Genomic DNA, 23,057 nt, shown 5'->3' with positions numbered 1-23,057 from the left:
CCGGTCAGCGAGGGGTGGGGACAGCCCTACCAACCTAATCGGAATGAACCGGGGTGCGCGGGGCGTTATGCTGTGCGCAGCAGGACCCACAACACGGGGGTGAACGGTTTCGACTTTGTGCGTTGATTCAAGGGAAGCGTGCCGGTGCAGGCGAGAGACCACCGTAAGCGTCATCGCAAACCAATAAGCGCCGAGTCTAACGACCAGCGCGCGTTCGCCCTCGCCGCCTGAGGCTAGGAGCAACGCTGTCGGCCCGGAGGTGCCTCCGCTCCGGTCGCCGGCATCAGCTAGGAGGCTCACCGCCGTCCCCGGCCACGGGGAACGGTTGGGACACCCACAGTGGCTGGGCTCATCACGGTGACTTGTCCGCGTGATCACCGGGGCCGAGTAGAGATGTAGCGGACTGCGCACGGAGAAGCCTTGATGATGCGGCAGAGGACCCGGGTTCGATTCCCGGCACCTCCACGGCCTCGGCCGACCCATGTTCGCGGAAGCGCGAACCGGGTCGGCCGTTGTGCTTTGCGGGGGTGCGACCCGCCCCGCCCGGTGGGCGTTGGCCCCGACCCCGGTCCGCGCGTGGTTGTGTTGAGCGGTCCGGGTCAGCGGCCGTCGAGGTAGTCCTTGATCAGGGTGGCTACCAGGGCGGGGTCTTCGAAGGTGACGGCGTGCGAGGCGTCCATGCGGACGACCTCGATGGTGGCCGGCAGGGTGGCCAGGTCTCGGAGCAGGCCTCGGTGGTACTGCTCGAAGAGGGCCTGGCCCGGCATGGGTTTCGTGGCGACGGCCAGCAGCATGGGGCAGCGGACGTCGTGGAACACCTCGAAGCAGTCGAGTTCTTCGATCGCCTGCTGGAGTTCCGGCTGGCCGAAGCCGCGGAAGACTTCGCGCAGGGCGGCGATGTCGTCGGCCACCGCGGTCGGGTCGGGGTAGCGCTGGGGTTGCGTGGGCACGCCGTGGCCGTCGATGTCGATCACCGCCGGGCACTCCGGGTGGCGCCTGCCCCACAGCGCCGCGACCATGCCGCCCAGCGACATGCCGACCACGGCCGGGTTGTCGGTGGCGTGCGGTTCGATCCGGTCCAGGACGGAGTCCCAGTCCCACGGGCCGTCGAGGGTCAGCGGGACTAGCTCGTGGGCGCCGCCGAGGGCGCTGATCACCCCGTCCCAGTCCGCCGGCGACCCGCCCGCCCCGTGCAGTGCCAGCACCCTCACGTCGTCAACCTCGCCCTCACCGAGTCGACGGTCACGCCGCCGCCGTCCGCGTTCCGCTCCAACTTCCCGCGCCGCACGAGGTCGTGGACGCCCTGCTTGGTGACGCCGAGCATCGCGCCGGCCACCGAGTACGACACCGCCGTCGTCGCCGGGTGCCCCATCCGCCGCGCCACGACCTGGCCCAGCGGTGTGCGCCACCACTCGGCGGGCGGGTCGAACGGCGCGTCGCCCGGGTAGAGCGCGCCGACGAGCCTCGCGATGGCGTGCACGGCCGCCGCGTCGTCGTCGCCCTCCATGGCCGCCGCCAACTGCCGGGCCACCGCGTCGGCGCGGGACGGCAGGTCGCCGACGTCGTCGAACAGGATCTCCAACGGGTCCAGCAGCCGGGTGCGGATGATCGTGGCGAGCTGTTCTGCGAGCACGTGGACCACCTCCTTGACGGCTATCGTCAAGTACTTGACGCGTGCCGTCAAGTAGCTAGCGGCGGGCGGGACGCGCGGTCATCGGGTCCTCGGGCCAGCGGTGCTTCGGGTACCGGCCCCGCAGCTCCGCCCTGACCTGCGGATAACCGGTCCGCCAGAACGACGCCAGGTCGCCCGTCACAGCGGTCGGCCGACCCGCGGGGGACAGCAGGTGCAGGACGATCGGCACCCGCCCGTCGGCCAGCCGGGGCGTCTCGGTCCAGCCGAAGACCTCCTGGACCTTCACCGGCAGCACGGGCTGGGACGCCGAGTAGTCCACCCTTACGCGTGAACCCGAAGGCACCTCCAGGCGATCCGGGGCGAGTTCGTCGAACCGGGCCGCCGCGGGCCACGGCAGCAACCGCCGGACCACCTGCTCACCGCTGATCCGCGCCAGGTCCGCCTTGCGCCGAGCGTCACCCACGTCCACGACGGCGAGCAGCGACTCGTCGTCCACCGCCGGCCACGGATCGCCGATCACGCGGTGCAGGAAGGCCATCCGCTCACGCGTGCGCAGACCGTCCGCGTCCCACCGCAGCAGGCCCATGCCCTCCGCGCGCAGGCCGTCCGCCAACGCCCGGCGGATCGCCTCGCGGTCGTGCAACGGCTTGCTGGACAACGTGATCGCGCCCAGCTTGCGCAGCCGGTTCGCCACCACGTCACCGTCCCACCGGACGTCGTCCTCGAACGCCAGGAGGGAAGCCGCGGCCGTCACCGCCAGTTCCTCGTCCGCCCGCACGGCCAACCTGATCCGACCGTGCGTGCGGCCCGGCTCCCGGTCGGCGATCGCCACCGCCAGCCACTCGGCGTCCGCCAGAGCACTGCCCGGCGGTAGTTCCACGGCCGTCCCGCCGGCCATCAGGTACACCGGCGAACCGGCAGAACGGCGGCGCGCCAACCGTTCCGGGTAGGCGAGCGCGACCACCAGCGCCGGGTCGGAAGCCTTCCGGTTCGGTGGGTCGTCCACCATCGCGGCCAGTCGGCGCACCTCGCGCGGGTCGGCGTCGCGCACGGCCAGCTCGATGCCGGAGTTCGACCGGTCGTCGTCCAGCAGGGCTACGACCGACGCGGCCTGACGCGCGCCCACCGCTGCCGCGCCGTCCAGCAACGCCCGCGCCAGGCGGGGGTGCAGCCCGAGAGCTGCCATTCGCCGGCCGCGGTCGGTCGCGCCGCCGTCGTCGTCCAACGCGCCCAACGCCCGCAGCACCGAGCGGCCGGCGTCCAGCGCGCCCGGCGGCGGCGAGTCCCACCAGCCGAGCCCCGAACCGTCCGGCACGCCCCAGCAGGCCAGCTCCAACGCCAGCCGGGTCAGGTCGGCCGTCCGGATCTCCGGCTCGGGGTAGCGGGGGAGGGTGCTGTGCTCGTGCGCGGGCCAGCACCGGTAGACGCGGCCCGGCGCCTCACGTCCCGCCCGGCCCGCGCGCTGGTCGGCGACGGCGGCACTGACGCGGACCGTGGCCAGACCGGACAGCCCGCGCCGGTGGTCGACCCGGGCAACGCGCGACAACCCGGAGTCCACCACCGCCCGCACGCCCGGCACGGTCAGGCTCGACTCGGCGATAGCGGTGGACAGCACGACCCGCCGCCGCGAACCGGGGCGCAGGGCGTCGTCCTGCGCGGCGGTGGTGAGCCGACCGTGCAGCGGCAGCACGTCCACGTCGTCACCGAGCAGCGCCGCGCACCGCCGGATCTCCGCCGCACCCGGCAGGAACGCCAGCACGTCACCGTCCACTTCGGACAGGGCTTGTCGGACGGCGCGGGCGACGGTGGCCTCGACCCGTTCACGGCGTGCCGCCGGGACGTGCGCGACGTCCACCGGGAAAGTCCGCGCCTCCACCCGGATCACCGGCGCGTCACCGAGGAGCTGCGCCAGCCGGTCGGCCGCGACGGTCGCCGAGGTGGCCAGCAACCTCAGGTCCGGCCGCAGCCCGGCGCGGGCGTCGAGCAGCAGCGCCAGCAGCAGGTCCGCGTCCAGGTGCCGTTCGTGGCACTCGTCCAGCAGCACCGTGCCGACGCCGGCCAGCTCCGGGTCGTGCTGCAACCGCCGCACCAGCAGACCCGAGGTGACCACCTCGATGCGCGTGTTCTTCGACGTCTTCCGGTCGCCCCGCACCGAGTAGCCCACGGTCTGCCCGACCGGTTCGCCGAGCAGGCTCGCCATCCGCGCGGCTGCGGCACGTGCGGCCAGGCGACGCGGTTCGGCCACCACTACGCGACCGTCCAGCGCCAACGGCACCAACGTCGTCTTGCCCGTGCCCGGCGGCGCGACGAGCACCGCCGAGCCGTGCGCCGCCAGCGTGTCCGCGATCTCGCCGAGCACCGGGCGGATCGGCAGGTCCGGCAGGTTCGACAGGTTCGACAGGTTCGGCAAGGTCGGCGGATTCGCTGGGGCCGGCGGGTTCGGCGGGTTCGAGGTGAGCCGGTGTCCGTCCATAGGTGTGTGCCATTGTGGACCAATGGGGAAATGGGGTGTCCTCGGCGCGACGGTGGCTCTGGCCCGCGCCGCAGTGGCGATCAAGGTCTGGCAAGAGGTCAAGCGGCTGCCCACCTCGACGGTCGACGCCGGGCCGGTCACGGTCGTCGTGCCCGCGCGCAACGAGGAGCGAACGATCGACGGCTGCCTGTCCGGCCTGCGCAAGCAGGACTACGCGGACCTGCGGATCGTGGTCGTGGACGACGCGTCGACCGACCGCACCGCCGAGATCGTGCGGCGGCACGCGGAGGAGGACCCGAGGGTCCGGCTGATCAGCAGCTCCGGACCGCCGTCGGGGTGGGCGGGCAAGGTGCACGCGCTGCACGTGGGCTGCGCGGACGTGGACACCGACTGGCTGTTGTTCATGGACGCCGACACCGAGGCCGCGCCCGACCTGGTCGGACGGCTGCTCGCGGGCGCACGGCGGGACGGGGTGGACCTGGTGTCCACGTCCGGCCGCGGCACCAGGCCGAGCGCCGGGTGGTGGCTGCTGCTGCCGCCGGTGAACCAGCTGCTGTTCGAGACGACGACCGTGGACGGGCGGCGCGGGATGGCGTTGGCCGTCGGGCACTGCATCCTGGTCAGCCGTGCGGCGTACGAGCGGGCGGGCGGCTGGTCCGCGATCGCCGGGTCGCGTGCGGACGACGTCGGCTTCGCCACCCTGGTCCGCGACACCGGCGGTAGGACGCGGTACGTGGACGGGGCGGACTCGCTGACCACGTCGGGGATGGACACGTTCGGCGACATGTGGGCGTCGATGCGCAAGAGCATGGTCGCCGGCACGTCGATGTACGCGAAGGGGCCGGCCACCGCGTTCCTGTCGCTCGGGTCGACCGGGCTCGCGCACATCGCGTACGGGGTGGTGCCGGCGGTGACCGCGTTGCGCGGGTCCAGGCTCGGGATGCTGGCGCTGCTCGGCCAGACGGTCGCCGGGTGGATCTTCCTGCGGCGCTCGCGGCAGCCGCAGTCGGCCGCGGTGCTCGCGCCGCTGTCGTACGCGGTGTTCGGAGCGATGTCGCTGGACGCGGCGTGGCAGGCGTTGCGCGGCACCGCGAAGTGGAAGGGCCGGGACGTGCGTGGTTGACCCGCTGCGCGACCCGGACGACCCGGACCTGCTCGACCCGTACCGGGCCCGTGACCTGGCCGGACTGGTGGAGGCCGCCCGGTTGGCGTCCGGCGCCGTCCGGTACGGCAAGGTCGGCCGGGTCGGCGTGGCGCAGGTCGTGGTGAACCGGGACAACCCGCTGCCCGGCGGCAACCACGCGTGCGCCGTGTACGGGTCGTCGGCCGAGGTCGCGGGCACGTTGATGCGGTTGGAGCAGACGTTCGCCGACGTCGGGCGGGCGGAAGCGGTGCTGTACGCGTCACCGACGACGGTGGCCGAGATCGAGGGCATCGCCGACGACACCGGGTGGCACGCGGTGGAGGAGGCGTTGGCCGTCGTGCACCGCGGTGAGGTGCGGCCGTCGCCTCTCGTGCGCGCGGCGCGTGACGCGGACCTCGAAGGCATCGCCGAACTGCTCGCCGACGACCTGGGCGTGGACGGCCCGCGGCTGCTGCGGCACCTCGGGCAGCGGCTGGACGACCCGCGGTGCGTGTTCGTCGTGGTGGACGACGGTCCGGGAGGTGAGCGGATCGGTGGGTTCGCGTCCGGGTTCGGTGAGCGCCGGGTCGGGCTGGTGGAGCACGCGGTCGTGCGGCCGGCGCGGCGTCGACGGGGGCTCGGCGGTGCGCTGGTGGGTGGTGTGGTGACGGCGTTGCGGGAGGCAGGGGCGCTGCTGGTGGCCTCGCACGTGGCCGAGGGCGGCGCGGGGGAGCGGTTCGTGGAGGCGTGTGGTTTCGACGTCGCCTACCCGGTTACCGCTTATGCACGCAGAGTCGACGAGCTGCTCGATTGAGAATTTAGTTGCCGTACCGCATATGCTTAGCACAGCTAACGGAGATCGGAAGGGGCGCACAGTGCTGGGGTCCGATGCGAAGGTCAAGCCCCGGCTGCCCAGCGAGGTGTGGGTGCTCGTCGTGGCGAGCTTCATCATCGCCCTCGGCTTCGGGATCGTCGCGCCCGTGCTGCCCGCGTACGCCAAGAGCTTCGACGTCGGCACGTTCGCCGTGTCCGCCGTGGTCAGCTCGTTCGCGCTGGTCAGGCTGCTGTTCGCGCCGATGAGCGGTCGGCTGGTGAACCGGTTCGGCGAGACGTGGGTCTACATCGTCGGCATCCTCATCGTGGCGCTCGGCACCGGCGCGTGCGGCTTCGCCACCGCCTACTGGCAGCTCATCGTGTTCCGCTCGTTCGCGGGCATCGGCTCCACCATGTTCACCGTCGCCGCGGTCGGCCTGCTGATCCGGATCACGCCGGCGGCGTTGCGCGGCCGGGCGTCCGGGCTGTGGGCCACCGGGTTCCTGCTCGGCAACATCGGCGGCCCGATCGTCGGCGCGGCACTGGTCGAGATCTCCATCCAGGTGCCGTTCGTGACGTACGCGGGGGCGTTGGTCGTCGCGGCGTTCGTCGTCTGGTGGTACCTGCGCCGGTCCACGCTCGCCGCACTGGACAACTCGACCGAACAGGTGTCGATGCCGGTCCGCGCGGCCGTGCGGATGGCCGCCTACCGGGCCGCGCTGGCGTCCGGGTTCGCGAACGGCTGGGCCGTCTTCGGCGTCCGCATCTCGCTCGTGCCGCTGTTCGTGGTGGAGGCGCTGCACAGCACGCCCGCCATCGCCGGCATCTCGTTGTCGGTGTTCGCGGCGGGCAACGCGGCCGTGCTGATGATCTCCGGGAAGCTGTCCGACAGCATCGGCCGCAAGCCGATGGCCATCGCCGGACTCGCCGTGTCCGCGGTCGGCACGGTGTGGCTCGGCTTCAGCGGCGGTGTGCTGATGTTCATGGCGGCGTCGCTGGTTGCGGGCATCGGAGCCGGACTGCTGAACCCACCGCAGAACGCCGTGGTGGCCGACGTGATCGGCGCCAAGGCCAAGGGCGGGCCGGTGCTGGCCGCGTTCCAGATGGTCGCCGACTGCGGCGCCATCGTCGGGCCGCTGCTCGCCGGTGTGCTGGTGGACCAGTTCTCCTACCAGGCCGCGTTCACCCTGACGGGTGCCATGGCGGCCGTGGCGCTGGTGTTCTGGCTCTTCGCACCCGAAACCCTGCCGCGCGAGGCGGAGACGCACGTCGCGGCCGAGGTGGCCGGTGAGTCCGGGTGTCTGGACGAGGGGCCCGAGGTGCCGGTCGGCGAGCGCGTGGCGGGACGTCCCCGTCAGCCGGACGCGTGAGCACTCAGGTTCCGCTCAGCATCGCTCGGTAGCCTCGCGCGAGGTCGACCGGGAAGGATTTGAGCTGTGGGTGGCGCGGAGCGCAACGCTCGGAAGAAGAAGCAGCAGCAGCGGGCGGCGACTACGGCGGTGAGCGCGGCACGCGGTGCGTCCGGCGACCGGTCCAAGATCGTCATCGGGATCGTGGTCGTCGCCGTGCTCGCGGTGGCCGTGATCGGCGGGGTCCTCTGGACGAAGTCGAACGGGAAAGAGCCGCTGGCCGCGCCGCAGGAGGTCGCCGGCGTGTCCGCGCCGATCGTGCGCGACGGCGGTGCCGTGGTGGTGGGCAAGGACACCGCCAAGGCCACCATCGACATCTACGAAGACTTCCTCTGCCCGGCGTGCGGCACCTTCAAGAAGGTCTACGGCGACGAGATCAAGCGGGAGATCGAGGCCGGCACCCTCAAGGTGAGGTACCACGCCCTGCCGTTCCTGATCAGGTACTCCGACCCGGAGGGGTACTCGCGGGACTCCGCGAACGCGGCGCTGTGCGCGGCCGACGAGGACAAGTTCTGGCAGTACCACGAGACGTTGTTCGCCAAGCAGCCCGAGGAGGGTGGTCCGGGGTACACCAAGGAGGAGTTGGTGAAGCTCGGCACGGACCTCGGGATCACCGGTGACACGTTCAAGCAGTGCGTGGAGAACGGTGCGCACGAGGACGACGCGCAGGCCGAGCTGGACGAGGTGAAGGCGGGCGGCAACTTCGGCGGCACGCCCACTGTGATGCAGGACGGCAAGATCGTGGACTGGGACGACGAGGACTGGTTGGCGAACCTGGTCAAGTAGGCCGGTCCCACCCCGTCTAGCTGCCCTGATGCTGTGTACGACCCCCCGATTTCGTCCGTGAGGGGGCGATGTTGTACGGTATTGCCACACGAGAACGGCGGCCCCAACCGCCGGGAAACGTGCAGGCACGGGGCTGTGGCGCAGCTGGTAGCGCATCACACTGGCAGTGTGAGGGTCAGGGGTTCGAGTCCCCTCAGCTCCACAATCGAATACAGCATACGAATCGCCCGCTGACCTGCTAAAACAGGTTCGGCGGGCGATCTTGCTTTTCCGTCCAGTGTGGACTGGACCTGCCGATCTGGAGCAAATATGGAGCAGGCGGTCGCTTCGCACGAAATGTTGTCAGCAGTGTGCTCCAGGTCTCGGTGACCCGGCCGGGTGGATCTGTTGAGTGGCTTTTCGGTGGCCGTAGCGGCTGCCGATGCCCGGCTCCGGTGTACCGACCCCGCAATGGTCCCGAACGGCCGTCAACGGGCGCGGCGTTGGCCGAGCGGTTCGCGCAACGACCGGTGTCGCCGCGAGTGCCGAACATGTGCGACCCGTAGCGACCCTGCTGTGCTACAGCCTCCTGACGCCCACGAATCGCGCAGCGAGTACACGACGTTTACGCCGACATCCTCGACACGGATGCGGGTCGGTTCGCGCAGCTCTGCACCATCGCCCGGCTGTCGCGCCGAATCGGCGGCGGAGAGTTCCCCGACCTCGCCGAACCGCTCGAAAGACACGCCCGAACGTTGCTCGGTCACTAAGGATCTCTTCACGCTGGTGGTCTTCTCACGAAGGCGGTCGGCAGAGAAGACCTTCCCGTCGAGGACCACGTGGCCCAGCCCCTCGTCCTCGGCGCGTCGCAGGGCGTCGTGCAGGTCCGAGGCCTGGTCGGCGAGCGCGGTGGCGGCCTCGTCCTGGTGACGGTGCGCGGTGGCCCTGCTGATGCCGAAGCCGGCGCCGGGTACGGCCAGGTTCTCCGGCTTGGGGAACCACACCGCCACGAACAACGCCTGGTTCTACCAGGTCAGCGCCCGGATCTCAAGTCCTGAAGTCGGTCGTGACACGCCGTGGGCGCCTGATCTGGAGAACCAGGCGCCCTTCGGATGGCCGTGCCATGTCCTGACCCCAATCGGTCACATAAAGATCTTCACCAGCACCTCTTGTCCGTCGTCACCACGCACCACGACCTGACGACCGTCCTTCAGCTCGCCGGCGATGAACTCGTAGAGCTGGATCGCCCGGTTGACGATGTCGACCTTCTTGAGCCCTGTGTCGCCCTGAAGCTTGACGAGAGCCTTGGCGCTCTCCTTGACCAGGGCGATGTTCACGCGGGCAACCACCGCAGGCCCTTCTACGGCCTCCGCTTCGTTCGACGGTGAAATAGCTGTACTCCCTCCGTGACTCCCGGTGCAGTTCTGCGTCCAGGTCCCCCCATCCTCGCAGATCACACACTTCGACACCATCACTTGACACAGAAAATGTGTGAGAAGTGTTGCTTAGGTGCCTCGAGCATGCCAGACTTCTCCTACGGCAGCCGCGAGGGTTGCCGCTACGGCGACATCCCGTCGCCGAACCCGGAGAGAACGAGGAGAGCGAAATGACCACTTGCTGCGTCACCGATCCACGCGGTGATCCAGAGGAGCAGCTGACACATCCCCAGGGAGGTCAGCCGCTTCTCTGAATCACGGGCGGCAGCCCGTCCAGCTGCCTGCGTGACCCGTGCTGGGCGTCGAGCCCCTCCAGGGGGTGGGGCATGACGCCCGTCCGGACCTCCAGTCCCAGCAGGGGCCTGTGAGATCCGCAAGAGAAAGGACCGGACTTGGACAACCCGGCGCACGACGGCGAAGTTCCGATCGAAGCTACGGTCTTCGCCGAGTTGGAGTCGATCGGGGACGAACGTCCCACCCACGAGGCGCGGTTGCGCATCGAGAAGGGAGAGTTCGCGGTGGATGTGTCTATGCCGTCGAGCCATGCCTCCCAGCTTCTCGAGGCGGCGGTCACCGTGCTGTTGGTCGTCGGCGCGCTCGCCGCGCCGGCGATGACGTTGAAGGCTGTGCCTGAGGATCTTCCGCACTGGGCAACGGTCGGACTGATCACCGTTCAGCTCGTAATTCTGATTTTGCTGGGCGTGAACACCTTCATGAACAAGCCGGTCCTCAACACCGCCTGACCGGTTGAAGCGGAAAGATCCAAAGGGGCGCCCTGTTTGCAGGGCGCCCCTTCGTCTGCGCGTGTCGCGGCCACCGATGCCCCCATAAGGGTGAACTTCGTCCGCTCCGACCCTCGTTCAGGTTCACCGTCGCGCACATGTCCGCGATGGGAAGTGCCAGGACAGAGGCCTGAACAAGCCGAGTCGGTCGGTAAACTCAACTACAGGCGCAAAATCCGAGGCTGGTCGACTGTCTGAGTAGAACTTCTGTCAAAGAAGGACACGCGTTCGAACCCGGCGCTTCGCGACGGAGCCGACGCTCGCTCCGGAGCAGCCGTTCTCCAAGCGTCGCGCGCTGTGGTCCGGCCGAGCATCCACCGGTACCCGGCTGCCGCCTCCACGCACTTGGTAAGCGTCAACATCCATTCCGTTATATCCGCTTCGCCACGCCGCGCGGTTGATGTACCTCCCGATCGAGGCGAGGATCGCTGAGATCTGCTTGCGGTCGGCAGCCGGAACGATCCCGAAGTCGATCAGATCGGGCTTCAGCTCCGGCGGGACCTCACCGCCGACGATAGCCACCCCTGGAAGCACTTCCACGAGGACCGTCGACGTCGTCGTCGAGTCGCTGTCCGAGTCGGATGTCGGAGCGTCCTCAGCAGGCGAGTCGGTGGTATCGCTCCGGCCGTTCTCCTCAGGCTCGGCGATCTCCATCGAGTCCGAAGGGTCCTGCATGCGATCTCCTCCCGCTGACGCGTGCAACGGCCGGACGTCGTCGGCGTTGGCTGCCGAAGTCTAGGGCGCAACGCCTTGCGGGTAGCGCGAATCCACCGGGTTGATTCCGGGCTGGCTGCTGCCAGGCATGAGTGCACCTGGCGGCGCGGAACCCGCTCTCCGGTGGTGCTTGTCGGCCAACCCCGAGCAGGAGATACCAGAAGCCGGAATGGTGCTGGGGCATAACGAGCGGTGTCGTTCGCGGATCGTGCGGCGGGCGTGCGCTGGGGGTGAGGCGCGGTGCCTGGGTCGGGAGGGCGTGTCCTGGAGGTTGCAGGGGTGGGCAGGTGGGTGCTGGGGAAGCGTCGTACGAGGACATCGCTGATGGTGGTGACCGAGACGTGGGGTGTTCAGCGGCGCCGCGTCTGTGGTTCCTGTAGGTGCAGAGCGGTGGGGGCGCTGCGGTGTGGCTGGCATTGGCTGCTTGGGTTCGTGGGCGGGATGCGTGTCTTTCGCCGAGGCGGCGGGCGCGCAGGGTCAGTGCTCGTGCGGGGCTGTGGGCGTTGTCGAGCGTGCGCCTGCTGACCAGGCCGGCGAGGTTCGGTCCGGCGATCGGCGCGTACGCGGCCCGCAAGTGGATGCGGGTCCGCTCGGGTGCACGGGTGCTGGCCAGCCCGACACCGTCCCCGCGGAGCGCGGGTGCTTCCAGGCCGCCTGGACACCGCGATGCAGCGCGCTGACATGGTCGACTGCGACGCGGGACGGATGACCGGCTCGAAGGCGACGGCGGATCGTTCGAGCCGGTCCGCACTGCGGTGGAGGCTGGGAGCAGGATCAGGTCGAGTACTTCGCCGAGCGCGGTCAGCTCGCCCTTGGTCGTGCGTTGTCGCTGTGAGCCGGTTGGTGGGGATGCGTTCGGTGGGCCGCCGGTTCGGGGCTGGTAGTGGCGAGGCGTTGGCGGATCTTGGGCAGGGAGCTGTGCCTTACGGATAGACAACCGCTCGTTCGCGGATCAGATCCCACGAGCTGACGTCCAGCTCGGCGAAGACGAGCAGTTCATCGACCGACTGGAAGGGGACGGGGTGCTGTTGGCGGGCGCGTTCGATCTGCTCCGCGGCGCGGTCGTCGAGTCCGCAGCACTGCGCGATGACGGACGATGGTGCGGTGTTGATGTCCACCAGGCCGCCGTCGTCGAACTGCCGTGGTAGATCCGGTCGACCGATCCGGAGGTCCCGTGCGAGCGCCGGGTCCCGTGCGACGAGCGTGCGGGCTTCCTCTCGTTTGGCCCGCAGCGCCAGTGCCGCGGCGACAGCGGGGTCTGCACCCCAAGATGGCTGCGGCTGCAGGGGCGGTCGGACGGGTTGAGGAAGCCCGTAGACGTCGCGCCGGATACCGCTGAGCTGGATGCAGGCGGCGACCATGATCGCGATGGCGCCGAGAGCGCCGAGCGTGCTGCGCACGTCCGTGGTCGACGCCGCGGTCTGGCCCTGTGAGGACGGCATGATGAAGAGCAACGCGACGGCAGCTGCGGTGTAGAGCGCGGTCCACCACCACAGCGATGGCCTCCGCAGGCGGTGAGCGGCGTGAGCGAACGGCACAGCGGTGAAGATGCCCGCGCTCGCGATCACCACGACGAAGTACCACGTACCGCGTGCGCGCCGAAGAAGGCTCATGATTGTGGACCTTTCAGAGCAGGTGAGGTCCCTACTGACGGCATATCGCAGGAAGACTCCAAAGGGTTTCACCGGATGTACGGTGCACCCGTACTACTGTCGGTGAACGAATTGGTACTTTCCGTTTGCGGCGACGCACGGCCGGCCGGAAGAGCCTGTCTGATACGCGAAGTGGTGGCCAGGGGTGAATCCCGGAGTGTGGGGGACGGTTCGCGGGCATCGACATGCCGCTGCGGGCCGGCAGGAGCGAGGAACGGCGTGGTTTCCCACAGGACCGCAACAACCGTGCGGGAGTCCCAGCGGTGAGACCGTCAAGCCTCGAAGATCGTCGTACGGTGCCACTCGAAGTAGGGTGCCGATGAGGGTGTGTAGGCAGTGCACGAGCGTCCCCTCAAGTGGCTGAGACGGTCGCGCATGTTGCCATGCGGAACTCTGTGCAGTGGTCGTGCCCGTACGAGTCCGTTGTCGTCGACGGTGATCCAGCCGGATTCGTAGAGCGCGTCGCAGCCGAACGTGCAGGCAAGCATCGCTACGTTCTCGAGGTCACGGCGTTCGTCATCAGTGCACGAGGCCCGCTTCTTGATGTGGGCGGCGACGAGGAAGTCCAGTGGGAACAGATCGCCGCAGAGGGCGCACTGCGCGGATGTCCGGTGATCGGCGAGCAGGCTGCGCAACCGCTTTTGTTCCAGCCTGATCTTCACCTGGGCAACCGAGTCGAGCCGGCCGTTGTGGTGGTCGCCGGCGGTGTCGTCGACCGACAGCTCGTCGAGCACCACCACGGCGGGGTCACCGGTGAACCGCGCGCCGGGCAGAACCGCCAGCACAGCACCCACGAACGAACTTCGGTGCCCCAATTCGTCGGGGGCCACCCGTACCGATCCCCGGGCGGCGAGCAGGTCCAAGCCCTTCTGCACGGCGCTCACCGGTACGGGTTGTCCCTCGGGCGAGCGTCCCGTTTTCACCATGACGTCGTCGCCCCGCACGTGCAGGATGGTGTTCGACTTGCCGGACACGGTCCGGATCTCGATCCCGATGAGGTCTCTGAGCAGGTCGACGGCCTTCGGTAAGCCCAGCAGAGGATCGCTTCGGGATGCCAGGCCCTGCGTTCTGCTCTTCGACGCCACAGGAGGACCGGTTCGCTCGCGGTCGTCAGGGCTTCGTAACGAGTTCTCGGCCCGGACAACGTCCGCCTGCGTTTCCGCCAGACCGGCACCGGTGTCGTCCAGGCCGGTCAGTCTCAGCACTTCAGCCGTCGGGCTGTCGCGGAAGAACCGGTGAAGCAACGCCTGGACGACAGCGTCGCGAGCCTCCACGTTGGTGGCGAGCAGGTCGTAGACCTCACGGGGAAGCCCACCCTGCGGGTTGCGCTCGTTCAACCACTTCAGCGGAGCTGAACCATGAGCACTAGGGATTTCCTCGAGTACCTCAGGCAGTTCCCACCACTGCGTCTTGGCCAACGCTACGAACGGGTACTGCGGCGTCGGGCGACTCCCCTCGCGTCCCAGGGCGGTGAGCAGTGGCCGCAACTCTTCCTGCGCATCGGTCCAACGCGCCAACCGCGGCAACCCTTGAGCCGCTCTGCCGATCGCCCACAACAGCAATATTCCTTGATGCCGCACCGGCCGCTCGGACGTGCCGGCTGGAGCTAGTCGCTCGACCATCGCCACCAGGTCGCCACCTGTCACCACTCGCGCACCTCCGACATCCGGTGACGGCAGCATAGGAAAACGAAGGCCGCTCCGGACGGGCCCCGCAACGTGCTCACTGCGGCCAAGGCCCGGCGACAGGCGGTCGCGCGGCGCCGGCCAACTGCCCGCCGGGCAAGCGGGTCGACGTGGACTTCCTGTTCACCGCCATGTGGCGCGGCAACATGAGCCCCAATATCGCCCGCACGGAGATGGCGTTGTGGAAGCTCTACCTCGTCGACCCGGAGTACGGCAGCCTCGGCTACGACGGGCACCACGACTGGGAACTCCTCGAATGTCGCTACACCCTGGCAGTGTTGTTCGAGTACGTGGAGACGACGGGATGCGATGCTGGGGACCCGCCGGCGGGGTCAGCGGCCTGCGGGGCGGCCGTCCGGGCCGGTCATGGTTATGGCGCCACCGCGCGCTTGCAGGACCACGTCCGCGGCGTACTCGCCGTCGGCGAGCGCGGCGAGTTGTCCGAGGCTGACCATCCGCACGGTCTCGCCATCACGCTGGAACACCAGCAGGTTGCCGTCCTGAACGTAATCGCCGTCGTAGGTACCGTCGCCGTCCAGCTCGACGGGCCGACCCAACTCCCGCTCGATCCGCGTGCCGGATGCGGGCCCGGTGAGGACGCGCACTGAGGTCCAATCACCGGGTGCCAGCTCCTTGAGCGGGCTGGAGTCGTCCGAGCGGGCCAGATCGCCGATCGCCTTTTCGAGGTTCTCGTCGAATTCCACCGTCACTCCTGAGGCGGTCTCGCTGCATCCTGCCAGCAGGGCAAGCAGGGCGATCAGGGTCACTATCGAGCGCATGATCAGTATTGGTCCGGAGTAGCCGACGGCTTGCCGGGGTCGTGGTCGTCGTTGCGCCCGGGGTTGTCCGTGGGCCACGGTGTTTTCCTGGTCTCGCGAGTCTCGCCAGGTGGTACCTCGTTGGAGGGCACGAGGGTGTCGTTCTTGTCGATGACCACCATCTTGCCGTCCTTGACCGCCTGTTCGACCAGATTCGCCAACTGCTCGGGACTCGCGTCGGGGTTGGCCTGCGCGATGTTGCGGCCGACCTCGTTGTTGTGCAGATCCATTCCCACCGGGATGTGGTGGCTCGACGGACCTCGACCTGGTCCTCACCCGCCGGCTGATCAGCGGTGGCGACGACGTCGTCGTCACCACCGCCCGGGTCGTGTGGAACGGCGGCGAGGTGGTCGGCGAAGAGGTGGCGGAGGACGACTGAGCGCAGTTCGTCGCAGGTCGGAGTGCTGATCGTTGAACTGCTGTCGTTTGTCGCGGAATTGGGTCGTGGCGATGTGGGGTCAGGCCGGTTGGTGGGGGCGGTGGTTGGTGGGGATGTGGCCGGTCAGGCGGTTCCAGTTGCCGGAGCCGATGGCGGCTTTTTCCTCGTCCGTGAACGGCGCCTGTTCTAGGAAGGTGCGGGCGGCGCCGTTGCTGGTGTCCAGGAACGGGAAACCGCCGGGGCGTGTGCCGAAGGTGTAGGGGTAGTCCGTCGAGTACAGCATCCTGTCCGTCCCGACGACCTCGGCCGTCCACCTCAGGTAGCGCTCGCTGACCGTGCCGCTCCCGGCCACCCAGAAGTTCTGGCGGAAGTAGTCGGCCAGGGGGCGCTCCAGTTTCGCCATGCCCTGCAGGATTCCGATGTGGTCCAAGTAGAACAGGACGACTTCGCCCCAGTGGCCGGCGATCACCTGGAGTTCGGGGTGGCGGTCGAACACGCCGGAGAAGATCATTCGTAGGTACTGCACGCCCAGGTCGTAGTACCAGCCCAGACCGGCGGTCGCCAGCGCCGGGCCCACGCCGTTGGGCAGTCCCGAGTAGTACGCCTCGTGGACCGCCCAGGGCGGGGTCTGCGGGTGGAAGTGCAGTGGCACGCGCAGTTTCTCCGCGATGCCGTAGAGGTCGTCGAACTCCGGCGAGTCGGCCGGCTTGTCACCTGTGCGCCCGTAGAGCATCGCGCCGCGGAAGCCGAGATGGGTGACCGCGCGTTCCAACTCCACCGCGGCGTGCTCGGGCGACGGCGTCGGGATCACCGCGAGTGCTTGGAACCGGTCCGGGTTCGTGTCGACGATCTCGGCGAGGGCGTCGTTGGCCTCGCGGGCGACGCTCACCGCATCGGCCGCCGCCAGGTTCTGCACGCCCGGCGTGGCGAGGGACAGCACCGCGACGTCCAGTCCCTGGTCGTCCATGTCTGCCAGGCGCTGATCGCCGACGTCACGCAGCCGCCGTGTGACCGGGTGGTCGTCGCCGTAGCCGTGCGGCGACACCCCTGCCCTGCTCCACGCGTCGAGCACGACTGGCAGGACCACGTGTTCCTCAAGGCCCACGATTCGCAACCGTTCCGGCATGGCGCACCCCTTGTGTTTCCGTTGATTTCGTGAAGGCGATAGCGACGATAACAGGCGCTCGAATCGGTGGCAACAAGCCGGTGGTATCGTTGATACATGCAGGATGAGGTGGAGTCTGGCACCACGACTGACGGCCGTGAGGTCACGCGCCAGCGGGTCGTCGAGGCTGCGGCGGACCTGCTCGCGAAGGCGGGGCGCGACGCGGTGACCACCCGCGCGGTCGCGGCGGCGGCCGGGGTGCAGGCCCCGGTGATCTACCGCCTGTTCGGCGACAAGGACGGGCTGCTGGAGGCGGTGGCCGAACACGGCTACGCGACCTTCCTCGCCGCCAAGCACGCGGACGCCCATCCTCGCGATCCGGTTGACGACCTGCGGGCGGGCTGGGATCTCGCGGTCGAGTTCGGGCTGGCCAATCCCTCGCTGTACGCGCTGATGTACGGCGAACCCAGGCGTGGGACGACGTCGGCCGCGTTCCAGGCGGGCATGCGGATCCTGCTGGGGCGCATCCACCGGCTCGCTGCCGGCGGTTGGCTCCGCGTCGGTGAAGGGCTGGCCGCCTCCATCGTCCACGCGACGGCGCGCGGTGCCGTGCTCACCTGGCTGTCGCTGCCCGATGACCAGCGGGACCCTGCCCTGCTCACCGCCATGCGTGAATCGATGGTCGGCGCCGTCACCTACGAGAAGCCCGCCGTGCGCGACGCGGGCCCCGCCAGTGCCGCCCGGACCCTGCGCGCCTTGCTGCCCGAGCAGACCACGCTCAGCAGCGCCGAACAGCACCTGCTCGGCGAATGGCTCGATCGTCTGGCAGCCGGAGGAGATGCAGCCGGAGATGCAGCAGGGGGAGATTAGGGCGATTGGGGCGGGGGCGGTGACCGGGTCGGCTGGGGTGGCGAGGCGGCTGGGGTGGCCGGGTTGTGAACCGTGGGGTCGAAGGGTGGGGCGGCTTGCGTGTAGGAACTGGCTGGTGAGGGCTGGGGGTGAGCGGCGGTTGAGCCACTGGTGAGCCACTGGTGAGTCACTGTGATGCCAGGCTGAGCCAATGTGGCTTGCGTGTGGTGCCATGGTGTGTCAGAGTGGTGCCATGGACCTGACGCCGTACGTGGATTCCCTCGGTCGGGAGTTGCTGACCGTCGCCGAGACCGGCGGTGGCGATGCCGCTGTGCTGATCGAGCGGTTGACCGTGTCGATGGAGTCGGCGATCCGGCTCGCGCTGCTCGAAGCCCTCTCCGCGGCGGCTGACGAGATCACCCGCGATCTGGCTCCCGGCTCGGTCCAGGTTCGGCTGCGTGGCCGCGACCCGAACTTCGTCGTGACGGTGCCGCAGCCGGAGCAGCCGCTCGAAGACACGGCGGACCGGGCCGCGGCACCCGCCGACGACGCCGCGGCCGGCTTCGAGGACGGTCCGGCGGTGCGGTTCAACGTCCGCCTCCCGGAACAGCTCAAGGCCGCGATCGAAGAGGCTGCGGCGAAGGAAGGCCGGTCGCTGAACGCCTGGTTGGTCAGGGCCGCCTCCGCCGCACTGCAGACCCCCGCTCGCGACCAAGGCACCGAGCGGCGCGGTAAGCGCACTGCGCAGCACTACACCGGTTGGGCGCGCTAGCCGCTCCGCCCACTCCGCTCCACTTCAACGCCCCCACCTGCGGGGACGTTCTTCCGACTCACTCCCAGGGGACAGCCATGCCTGCTTTCGCCACTCCCGAACCCATCACCGTCACCATCGAACTCCGCGCCGGAGACGTGCAGATCATCGCGACCGACCGGATCGACACCCTGGTCGAGGTGCGGCCGAGCGACGAGTCCGACGAGTCCGACGTGGAGGCCGCGCAGAAGACCCGCGTCGAGTACGCCGACGGCGTGCTGCTGGTCCGCGGCCTGAAGGCCCGCGCCATCGACTTCTCCAAGAAGACCAAGTCCGTCGACGTGCTGATCGAGCTGCCCGCCGGCTCGCAGGTGAACGGCGACATGTCGATCGCGGACGTCCGCAGCACCGGGGTGCTGGGGGAGTGCCGCTTCAAGGCCTCGGTCGGGCACTTCCGCCTCGACCGGACCGGCCCGCTGCGCCTCGAAACCCTCGGCCACGTCACGGTCGAAGCGGTGGACGGCGACGCCGACGTCTCCACCGGCACCGGACGGGTGCAGCTCGGCGACGTCCGCGGCGGCGCGGTCATCAAGAACTCCAACGGCCACACGGACATCGGCACGATCGCCGGCGAGCTGCGGGTCCGCTCGGCCAACGGCGACATCTCCGTCGACCGGGCCGGCGGCAAGGTGGAAGCCAAGACCGCCAACGGGAGCATCCGCGTCGGCGAGGTCGTGCGCGGCTCGGTCACGGTGAACACGTCCACCGGCGACCTGGAGATCGGTGTCGCCGAGGGCACCGCCGCCTGGCTCGACCTGAAGACCGGGCACGGGCGGGTGCGCAACTCGCTGGACGACGTCAGCCAGGGGCCGGAGAAGTCCGACCAGACCGTCGAAGTCCGTGCGAACACCTCGTACGGCGACATCACCATCCGCCGCTCCTGACCTGACTTCCGAGGGGGATTTCCCATGACCACGCCATCCCGGTCCGCGATCACGGTGACCGGACTGCGCCGGTCGTTCGGCGACCACGTCGTGCTCGACGGCATCGACCTGAACGTCCCGAGCGGCACCGTCTTCTCGTTGCTCGGCGCCAACGGCGCGGGCAAGACCACCATGGTCAAGATCCTGTCCACCCTGATCGGGGCCGACGGCGGCAGTGCGCGGGTCGCGGGCCACGACGTCGCCGCCGAGCCCGACGCCGTCCGCGCCGCGATCGGCGTCACCGGCCAGTTCTCCGCGGTCGACAACCTGCTGACCGGCTACGAGAACCTGACCCTGATGGCCGACCTGCACCACCTCGGCCGGGCGGCGGGACGGCAGCGGGCCAGCGCGCTGCTCGAGCAGTTCGACCTGGTCGAGGCGGGCCGGAAGCCGGCGGCGACGTACTCCGGCGGTATGCGGCGGCGGCTCGACCTCGCGATGACCCTGGTCGGCTCACCGCAGGTGATCTTCCTGGACGAGCCGACCACCGGACTCGACCCGCGCAGCCGGCGCAGCATGTGGCAGATCGTCCGCGAACTGGTGGCCGGCGGCGTCACGATCTTCCTCACCACGCAGTACCTGGAGGAGGCGGACCAGCTCGCCGACCGGATCGCGGTGCTCGACCACGGGAAGATCGTCGCCGAGGGCACACCGGACGAGCTCAAGCGGCGCATCCCGGGCGGCCACGTGCTGCTGAGGTTCACCGACTCCCGTGAACTCGAATCCGCCACGCGCGTCATCGGCCAGGCGTCCCGCGACAGCGACGCGCTCGCCCTGCGGGTGCCGCACGACGGCAGCCTCAGGTCCCTGAAGGCACTGCTGGACCGACTCGACGCGGGCGCGGTCGAGGTCGACTCGCTGAGCGTCGACACCCCTGACCTGGACGACGTCTTCCTCGCCCTCACCGGCAAGCCCAAGAACGAGAAGGTGACCACGCCATGAGCACCGCGTCGTACGCACTGACCGACTCGGCGACGATGATCCGCCGCAACCTCAAGCGCATGGTGCGGTACCCGTCGATGACGGTGATGCTCATGGTGATGCCGATCGTCTTCCTGCTGCTGTTCGTCTTCGTCTTCGGCGGCACGCTCGGCGCGGGGATCGGCGGCGCCGCCGCCGGGCGCGCGGAGTACGTCAACTACGTCACCCCCGCGATCATCCTGATGACGATCACCTCCGCGATCCAGGGCACCAGCATCTCGGTCGCCATGGACATGACCGAGGGCATCGTCGACCGGTTCCGCACCATGGCCATCGCCCGGGTGTCCGTCCTGACCGGGCACGTCGTCGGCAGCCTCATCCAGACCCTGCTGAGCATCACGGCCGTGATCGGCGTCGCGCTGCTCGTCGGCTTCCGGCCGTCGGCGGGGGTCGGCGACTGGTTCGCCACCGCCGGCGTGCTGCTGCTGATGACCTTCGCCTTCATCTGGCTGGCCGCCGCGCTCGGCCTGGCCAGCAAGAGCGTCGAGTCGTCCAGCAACGTCGGCCTGCCGCTGGTCCTGCTCCCGTTCCTCGGCAGCGGCTTCGTCCCGACCGACTCGATGCCCACCGCGCTGCGCTGGTTCGCCGAGTACCAGCCGTTCACCCCGCTCATCGAGACCCTGCGCGGCCTGCTGATGGGCACGCCGATCGGGAACAACGCGGCCATCGCGCTCGGCTGGTGCGTCGTCATCGGGTTCGGCGGCTACCTCTGGTCGAAGAAGCTGTTCAACCGCGAGTCCACCCGCTAGTCCCTACGCGGACCGGGAGACGTTCACCCGTCACGCGAAGACCCTGACCGCCCCGGACACCGCTCCGGAGGAGATGTACGCGGCTTGGGGCGCGTTGGAGGAGTACGTGCGCGGACTGGTGACGGCCAAGCGCGCGAACCCCACGGACGACGTGCTCGGCGAACTGGCCGCCACCGACCTGGACGAAGCGGAGATCGCGGGCCTCGGCACGTTCCTGCTCGGCGCCGGGCTCGACACCACCGCCAACATGATCGCGTTGGGCGCCTTCGCCTTGCTGCGTCGAGCGGGCGGTGGAGGAACTGCTGCGCTACCTGACCATCACCCACACCGGCGCACGGGCGGCGTTGGCGGACGTGGAGCGGGACGGCCACCTGGTCAAGGCGGGCGAGACGGTCACGATCTCGGTGCAGGCCGCCCACCGCGACCCGGAGAAGTTCGCCGACCCCGACACCCTCGACCTGCGCCGGCAGGCCACCGGTCACCTGGCCTTCGGGCACGGCGTCCACCAGTGCCTCGGGCAGCAACTGGCCCGGGTCGAGATGAGGGTCGCGTTCCCCGCCCTGTTCACCCGGTTCCCGCCCCTGCGCCTGGCCGTCCCGGACGAGGACGTCCCGCTGCGCCACGACGCGAACATCTACGGCGTCCACCGACTTCCGGTCACCTGGGACCACGAGCACTGAGCGCCCGAACAACAACAACACCACCACCACCACCACCGAAGGAAAATCCGATGACTCGAACGGTTCCAGTCCCGCAGGGCCTCCCGATGAACCGCGACGCAGGCCCCTTCGACCCGCCCAGTGACATCACCCGGCTGCGCGAGGCGCGCCCGGTCAGCCCCATGGTCTTCCCCGACGGTCACGAGGGCTGGCTCGTCACCGGTTACGACGCGGTCCGCAAGCTCATGGCCGACACCCGGTTCAGCTCGCGCCAGGACATCGGCATCATCCACGTGCCGTACCCGACCCCCGGCATGCCCGAGCAGACCGAGCCGTCCCCGCAGATGCCGGGCCTGTTCATCTCCATGGACCCGCCGGACCACACCCGGTTGCGGCGCATGCTCACCGGCGCCTTCACCGTCAAGCGCATGAAGAAGCTCGAAGAGGGCATCATCGAGATCGTCGAGCGGCAGCTGGACCACATGACGCGCCTGACGCCGCCGGTCGACCTGGTCAAGGAGTTCGCGCTGCCGGTGCCCTCGCTGGTGATCTGCGAACTGCTCGGCGTTCCCTACGCCGACCGGGACACCTTCCAGTCCAACTCCTCGAAGTTCATGGAGAGGGACGTGGCGCTGGACGAGAAGATGGCCGCGTTCGGCGCGATGACGGCCTACCTGGGCGAACTCGTCACGCGCAAGCGCGCCGAGCCGGACGACGACATGCTGTCCGACTTGGCCCGCCATGACGACCTCACCGTCGAGGAGCTGACCGGGATCGCCTTCCTGCTGCTGCTCGCGGGCCACGAGACGACCGCGAACCTGTTGTCGCTCGGCACCTTCGCCCTGCTGGAGAACCCCGGCCAGGCGGCCGAGCTGCGTGCCGACCCGGACCTGATGCCCGGCGCCGTCGAGGAGCTGATGCGGTACCTGTCGGTGGCCGACATCTTCTTCCGCTACGCCACGGAGGACATCGAGCTGAACGGTGAGACGATCACCGGTGGTTCGACGGTCGTCGTCTCGCTGCTGGCCGCCAACCGCGATCCGGAGCGCTTCGAGGACCCCGACACCCTCGACGTGCACCGCGCGGCCCGCGGCCACCTGTCGTTCGGCCACGGCGTCCACCAGTGCCTCGGCCAGCAGCTGGCCCGCATCGAGATGCGCGCCGGTTTCGACGGGCTGCTCCGCCGCTTCCCGACGCTCGAACTCGCCGTTCCGGCCGACGAGGTGAAGCTCCGGACGGACATGAACATCTACGGCGTCCACGAACTGCCGGTCACCTGGACGACGCCCTGAGCCGAT

General features: G+C 69.3%; 21 protein-coding genes, 1 tRNA gene, 1 other RNA gene and 2 pseudogenes. 14 read left to right on the top strand and 11 right to left on the bottom strand.

Annotation, left to right across the window (positions count from 1 at the left end; genetic code table 11):
* Positions 1 to 95: 95 nt before the first annotated feature.
* Positions 96 to 468, top strand: a transfer-messenger RNA (tmRNA) gene (gene ssrA, locus OQ02_RS42000).
* A 131-nt stretch (positions 469 to 599) separates the two neighbouring features.
* Here ssrA and OQ02_RS41460 read toward each other — a convergent pair.
* From OQ02_RS41460 to hrpB, 3 genes are read right to left on the bottom strand one after another with little or no spacing between them, the layout of a single operon-like run.
* Positions 600 to 1,211: an alpha/beta fold hydrolase gene (locus OQ02_RS41460; protein ID WP_156077395.1), complete on the bottom strand. Its 612-nt coding sequence runs from the start codon at positions 1,209 to 1,211 to the stop codon at positions 600 to 602.
* A complete protein-coding gene (locus OQ02_RS30280; protein ID WP_231500300.1) occupies positions 1,208 to 1,633 on the bottom strand; it encodes a hypothetical protein in 426 nt (141 codons plus the stop codon). The genes OQ02_RS41460 and OQ02_RS30280 overlap by 4 nt, the downstream gene beginning before the upstream one ends.
* A gap of 55 nt (positions 1,634 to 1,688) precedes the next feature.
* Positions 1,689 to 4,034, bottom strand: a complete 2,346-nt coding sequence (hrpB, locus tag OQ02_RS30275; RefSeq protein ID WP_033442084.1) for an ATP-dependent helicase HrpB — start codon at positions 4,032 to 4,034, stop codon at positions 1,689 to 1,691.
* 94 nt (positions 4,035 to 4,128) lie between these two features.
* On the opposite strand from hrpB, the gene OQ02_RS30270 reads away from it, so the two are divergent.
* The 5 genes from OQ02_RS30270 to OQ02_RS30250 all read left to right on the top strand — a co-directional run bounded on the left by OQ02_RS30270 (position 4,129) and on the right by OQ02_RS30250 (position 8,439).
* Positions 4,129 to 5,229: a glycosyltransferase gene (locus OQ02_RS30270; protein WP_063747182.1), complete on the top strand. Its 1,101-nt coding sequence runs from the start codon at positions 4,129 to 4,131 to the stop codon at positions 5,227 to 5,229.
* Complete coding sequence (locus tag OQ02_RS30265; RefSeq protein WP_033442042.1) at positions 5,222 to 6,043, top strand: GNAT family N-acetyltransferase; 822 nt, start codon at positions 5,222 to 5,224, stop codon at positions 6,041 to 6,043. Before OQ02_RS30270 ends, OQ02_RS30265 begins: the two co-directional genes overlap by 8 nt.
* 61 nt (positions 6,044 to 6,104) lie before the next feature.
* Positions 6,105 to 7,412, top strand: a complete 1,308-nt coding sequence (locus tag OQ02_RS30260; RefSeq protein ID WP_033442041.1) for an MFS transporter — start codon at positions 6,105 to 6,107, stop codon at positions 7,410 to 7,412.
* Between the two features lie 66 nt (positions 7,413 to 7,478).
* Entirely contained in the window at positions 7,479 to 8,237 is a 759-nt protein-coding gene (locus OQ02_RS30255; protein WP_033442040.1) for a DsbA family protein, read from the top strand.
* Positions 8,238 to 8,366: 129 nt separating this feature from the next.
* Positions 8,367 to 8,439, top strand: a tRNA-Ala gene (locus OQ02_RS30250).
* Positions 8,440 to 8,704: 265 nt separating this feature from the next.
* Here the strand turns inward: OQ02_RS30250 and OQ02_RS41455 are convergent.
* Both OQ02_RS41455 and OQ02_RS30240 read right to left on the bottom strand, forming a co-directional pair.
* Positions 8,705 to 9,232, bottom strand: a complete 528-nt coding sequence (locus tag OQ02_RS41455) for a hypothetical protein (RefSeq protein WP_051772971.1) — start codon at positions 9,230 to 9,232, stop codon at positions 8,705 to 8,707.
* A 126-nt stretch (positions 9,233 to 9,358) separates the two neighbouring features.
* Entirely contained in the window at positions 9,359 to 9,553 is a 195-nt protein-coding gene (locus OQ02_RS30240) for a hypothetical protein (protein ID WP_231500299.1), read from the bottom strand.
* Positions 9,554 to 10,044: 491 nt separating this feature from the next.
* On the opposite strand from OQ02_RS30240, the gene OQ02_RS30235 reads away from it, so the two are divergent.
* Positions 10,045 to 10,395 carry a hypothetical protein gene (locus OQ02_RS30235; RefSeq protein ID WP_051772970.1) on the top strand — a complete coding sequence of 117 codons (351 nt, stop codon included), beginning with the start codon at positions 10,045 to 10,047 and terminating at the stop codon, positions 10,393 to 10,395.
* Between the two features lie 249 nt (positions 10,396 to 10,644).
* Here OQ02_RS30235 and OQ02_RS45125 read toward each other — a convergent pair whose 3' ends face one another.
* The 6 genes and pseudogenes from OQ02_RS45125 to OQ02_RS30205 all read right to left on the bottom strand — a co-directional run bounded on the left by OQ02_RS45125 (position 10,645) and on the right by OQ02_RS30205 (position 16,769).
* The gene (locus OQ02_RS45125) at positions 10,645 to 11,109 is read right to left on the bottom strand and encodes a hypothetical protein (RefSeq protein WP_033442038.1); all 465 of its coding nucleotides are present in this window, start codon (positions 11,107 to 11,109) and stop codon (positions 10,645 to 10,647) included.
* Between the two features lie 962 nt (positions 11,110 to 12,071).
* Complete coding sequence (locus OQ02_RS30225; RefSeq protein ID WP_051772969.1) at positions 12,072 to 12,719, bottom strand: helix-hairpin-helix domain-containing protein; 648 nt, start codon at positions 12,717 to 12,719, stop codon at positions 12,072 to 12,074.
* A gap of 353 nt (positions 12,720 to 13,072) precedes the next feature.
* Positions 13,073 to 14,446: a hypothetical protein gene (locus OQ02_RS41450; protein ID WP_156077394.1), complete on the bottom strand. Its 1,374-nt coding sequence runs from the start codon at positions 14,444 to 14,446 to the stop codon at positions 13,073 to 13,075.
* A gap of 371 nt (positions 14,447 to 14,817) precedes the next feature.
* Positions 14,818 to 15,252, bottom strand: a complete 435-nt coding sequence (locus OQ02_RS30215; RefSeq protein ID WP_231500298.1) for a hypothetical protein — start codon at positions 15,250 to 15,252, stop codon at positions 14,818 to 14,820.
* A 14-nt stretch (positions 15,253 to 15,266) separates the two neighbouring features.
* Positions 15,267 to 15,566 (bottom strand): annotated as a pseudogene (locus OQ02_RS40300) (DUF6973 domain-containing protein); the annotation flags it as partial.
* Between the two features lie 195 nt (positions 15,567 to 15,761).
* Complete coding sequence (locus OQ02_RS30205; protein ID WP_231500297.1) at positions 15,762 to 16,769, bottom strand: amidohydrolase family protein; 1,008 nt, start codon at positions 16,767 to 16,769, stop codon at positions 15,762 to 15,764.
* A 135-nt stretch (positions 16,770 to 16,904) separates the two neighbouring features.
* Here OQ02_RS30205 and OQ02_RS30200 point away from each other — a divergent pair, with 135 nt between their 5' ends.
* The 7 genes and pseudogenes from OQ02_RS30200 (at position 16,905) to OQ02_RS30170 (ending at position 23,051) form a co-directional block, all read left to right on the top strand.
* Complete coding sequence (locus OQ02_RS30200; protein ID WP_033442035.1) at positions 16,905 to 17,657, top strand: TetR/AcrR family transcriptional regulator; 753 nt, start codon at positions 16,905 to 16,907, stop codon at positions 17,655 to 17,657.
* Between the two features lie 232 nt (positions 17,658 to 17,889).
* Positions 17,890 to 18,408, top strand: coding sequence for a YlcI/YnfO family protein (locus OQ02_RS30195; protein WP_033442034.1), 519 nt, complete (start codon positions 17,890 to 17,892; stop codon positions 18,406 to 18,408).
* Positions 18,409 to 18,485: 77 nt separating this feature from the next.
* Positions 18,486 to 19,331: a DUF4097 family beta strand repeat-containing protein gene (locus tag OQ02_RS30190; RefSeq protein ID WP_033442033.1), complete on the top strand. Its 846-nt coding sequence runs from the start codon at positions 18,486 to 18,488 to the stop codon at positions 19,329 to 19,331.
* Between the two features lie 24 nt (positions 19,332 to 19,355).
* The gene (locus OQ02_RS30185) at positions 19,356 to 20,312 is read left to right on the top strand and encodes a daunorubicin resistance protein DrrA family ABC transporter ATP-binding protein (protein WP_033442032.1); all 957 of its coding nucleotides are present in this window, start codon (positions 19,356 to 19,358) and stop codon (positions 20,310 to 20,312) included.
* A complete protein-coding gene (locus OQ02_RS30180; RefSeq protein WP_033442031.1) occupies positions 20,309 to 21,100 on the top strand; it encodes an ABC transporter permease in 792 nt (263 codons plus the stop codon). The genes OQ02_RS30185 and OQ02_RS30180 overlap by 4 nt, the downstream gene beginning before the upstream one ends.
* 1 nt (position 21,101) lies before the next feature.
* Positions 21,102 to 21,780, top strand: a pseudogene (locus OQ02_RS42910) (cytochrome P450); the annotation flags it as partial.
* 50 nt (positions 21,781 to 21,830) lie between these two features.
* Positions 21,831 to 23,051 carry a cytochrome P450 gene (locus tag OQ02_RS30170; RefSeq protein ID WP_033442030.1) on the top strand — a complete coding sequence of 407 codons (1,221 nt, stop codon included), beginning with the start codon at positions 21,831 to 21,833 and terminating at the stop codon, positions 23,049 to 23,051.
* Positions 23,052 to 23,057: the final 6 nt, after the last annotated feature.

The sequence above is a fragment of the Saccharothrix sp. NRRL B-16314 genome (assembly GCF_000716595.1).
GTDB lineage: Bacteria > Actinomycetota > Actinomycetes > Mycobacteriales > Pseudonocardiaceae > Actinosynnema.
Note: the sequence above shows the minus strand (reverse complement) of the source record. Positions and strands in the feature narration are given on the sequence as shown.

Bases quoted from the DNA above. Each gene is read 5' to 3' on its own strand.
- OQ02_RS30185 (WP_033442032.1), top strand. From the start codon at position 19,356: ATGACCACGCCATCCCGGTCCGCGATCACGGTGACCGGACTGCGCCGG.
- OQ02_RS30200 (WP_033442035.1), top strand. From the start codon at position 16,905: ATGCAGGATGAGGTGGAGTCTGGCACCACGACTGACGGCCGTGAGGTC.
- OQ02_RS30180 (WP_033442031.1), top strand. From the start codon at position 20,309: ATGAGCACCGCGTCGTACGCACTGACCGACTCGGCGACGATGATCCGC.
- OQ02_RS30195 (WP_033442034.1), top strand. From the start codon at position 17,890: ATGGACCTGACGCCGTACGTGGATTCCCTCGGTCGGGAGTTGCTGACC.
- OQ02_RS30190 (WP_033442033.1), top strand. From the start codon at position 18,486: ATGCCTGCTTTCGCCACTCCCGAACCCATCACCGTCACCATCGAACTC.
- OQ02_RS45125 (WP_033442038.1), bottom strand. From the start codon at position 11,109: ATGCAGGACCCTTCGGACTCGATGGAGATCGCCGAGCCTGAGGAGAAC.
- OQ02_RS30270 (WP_063747182.1), top strand. From the start codon at position 4,129: ATGGGGAAATGGGGTGTCCTCGGCGCGACGGTGGCTCTGGCCCGCGCC.
- OQ02_RS30170 (WP_033442030.1), top strand. From the start codon at position 21,831: ATGACTCGAACGGTTCCAGTCCCGCAGGGCCTCCCGATGAACCGCGAC.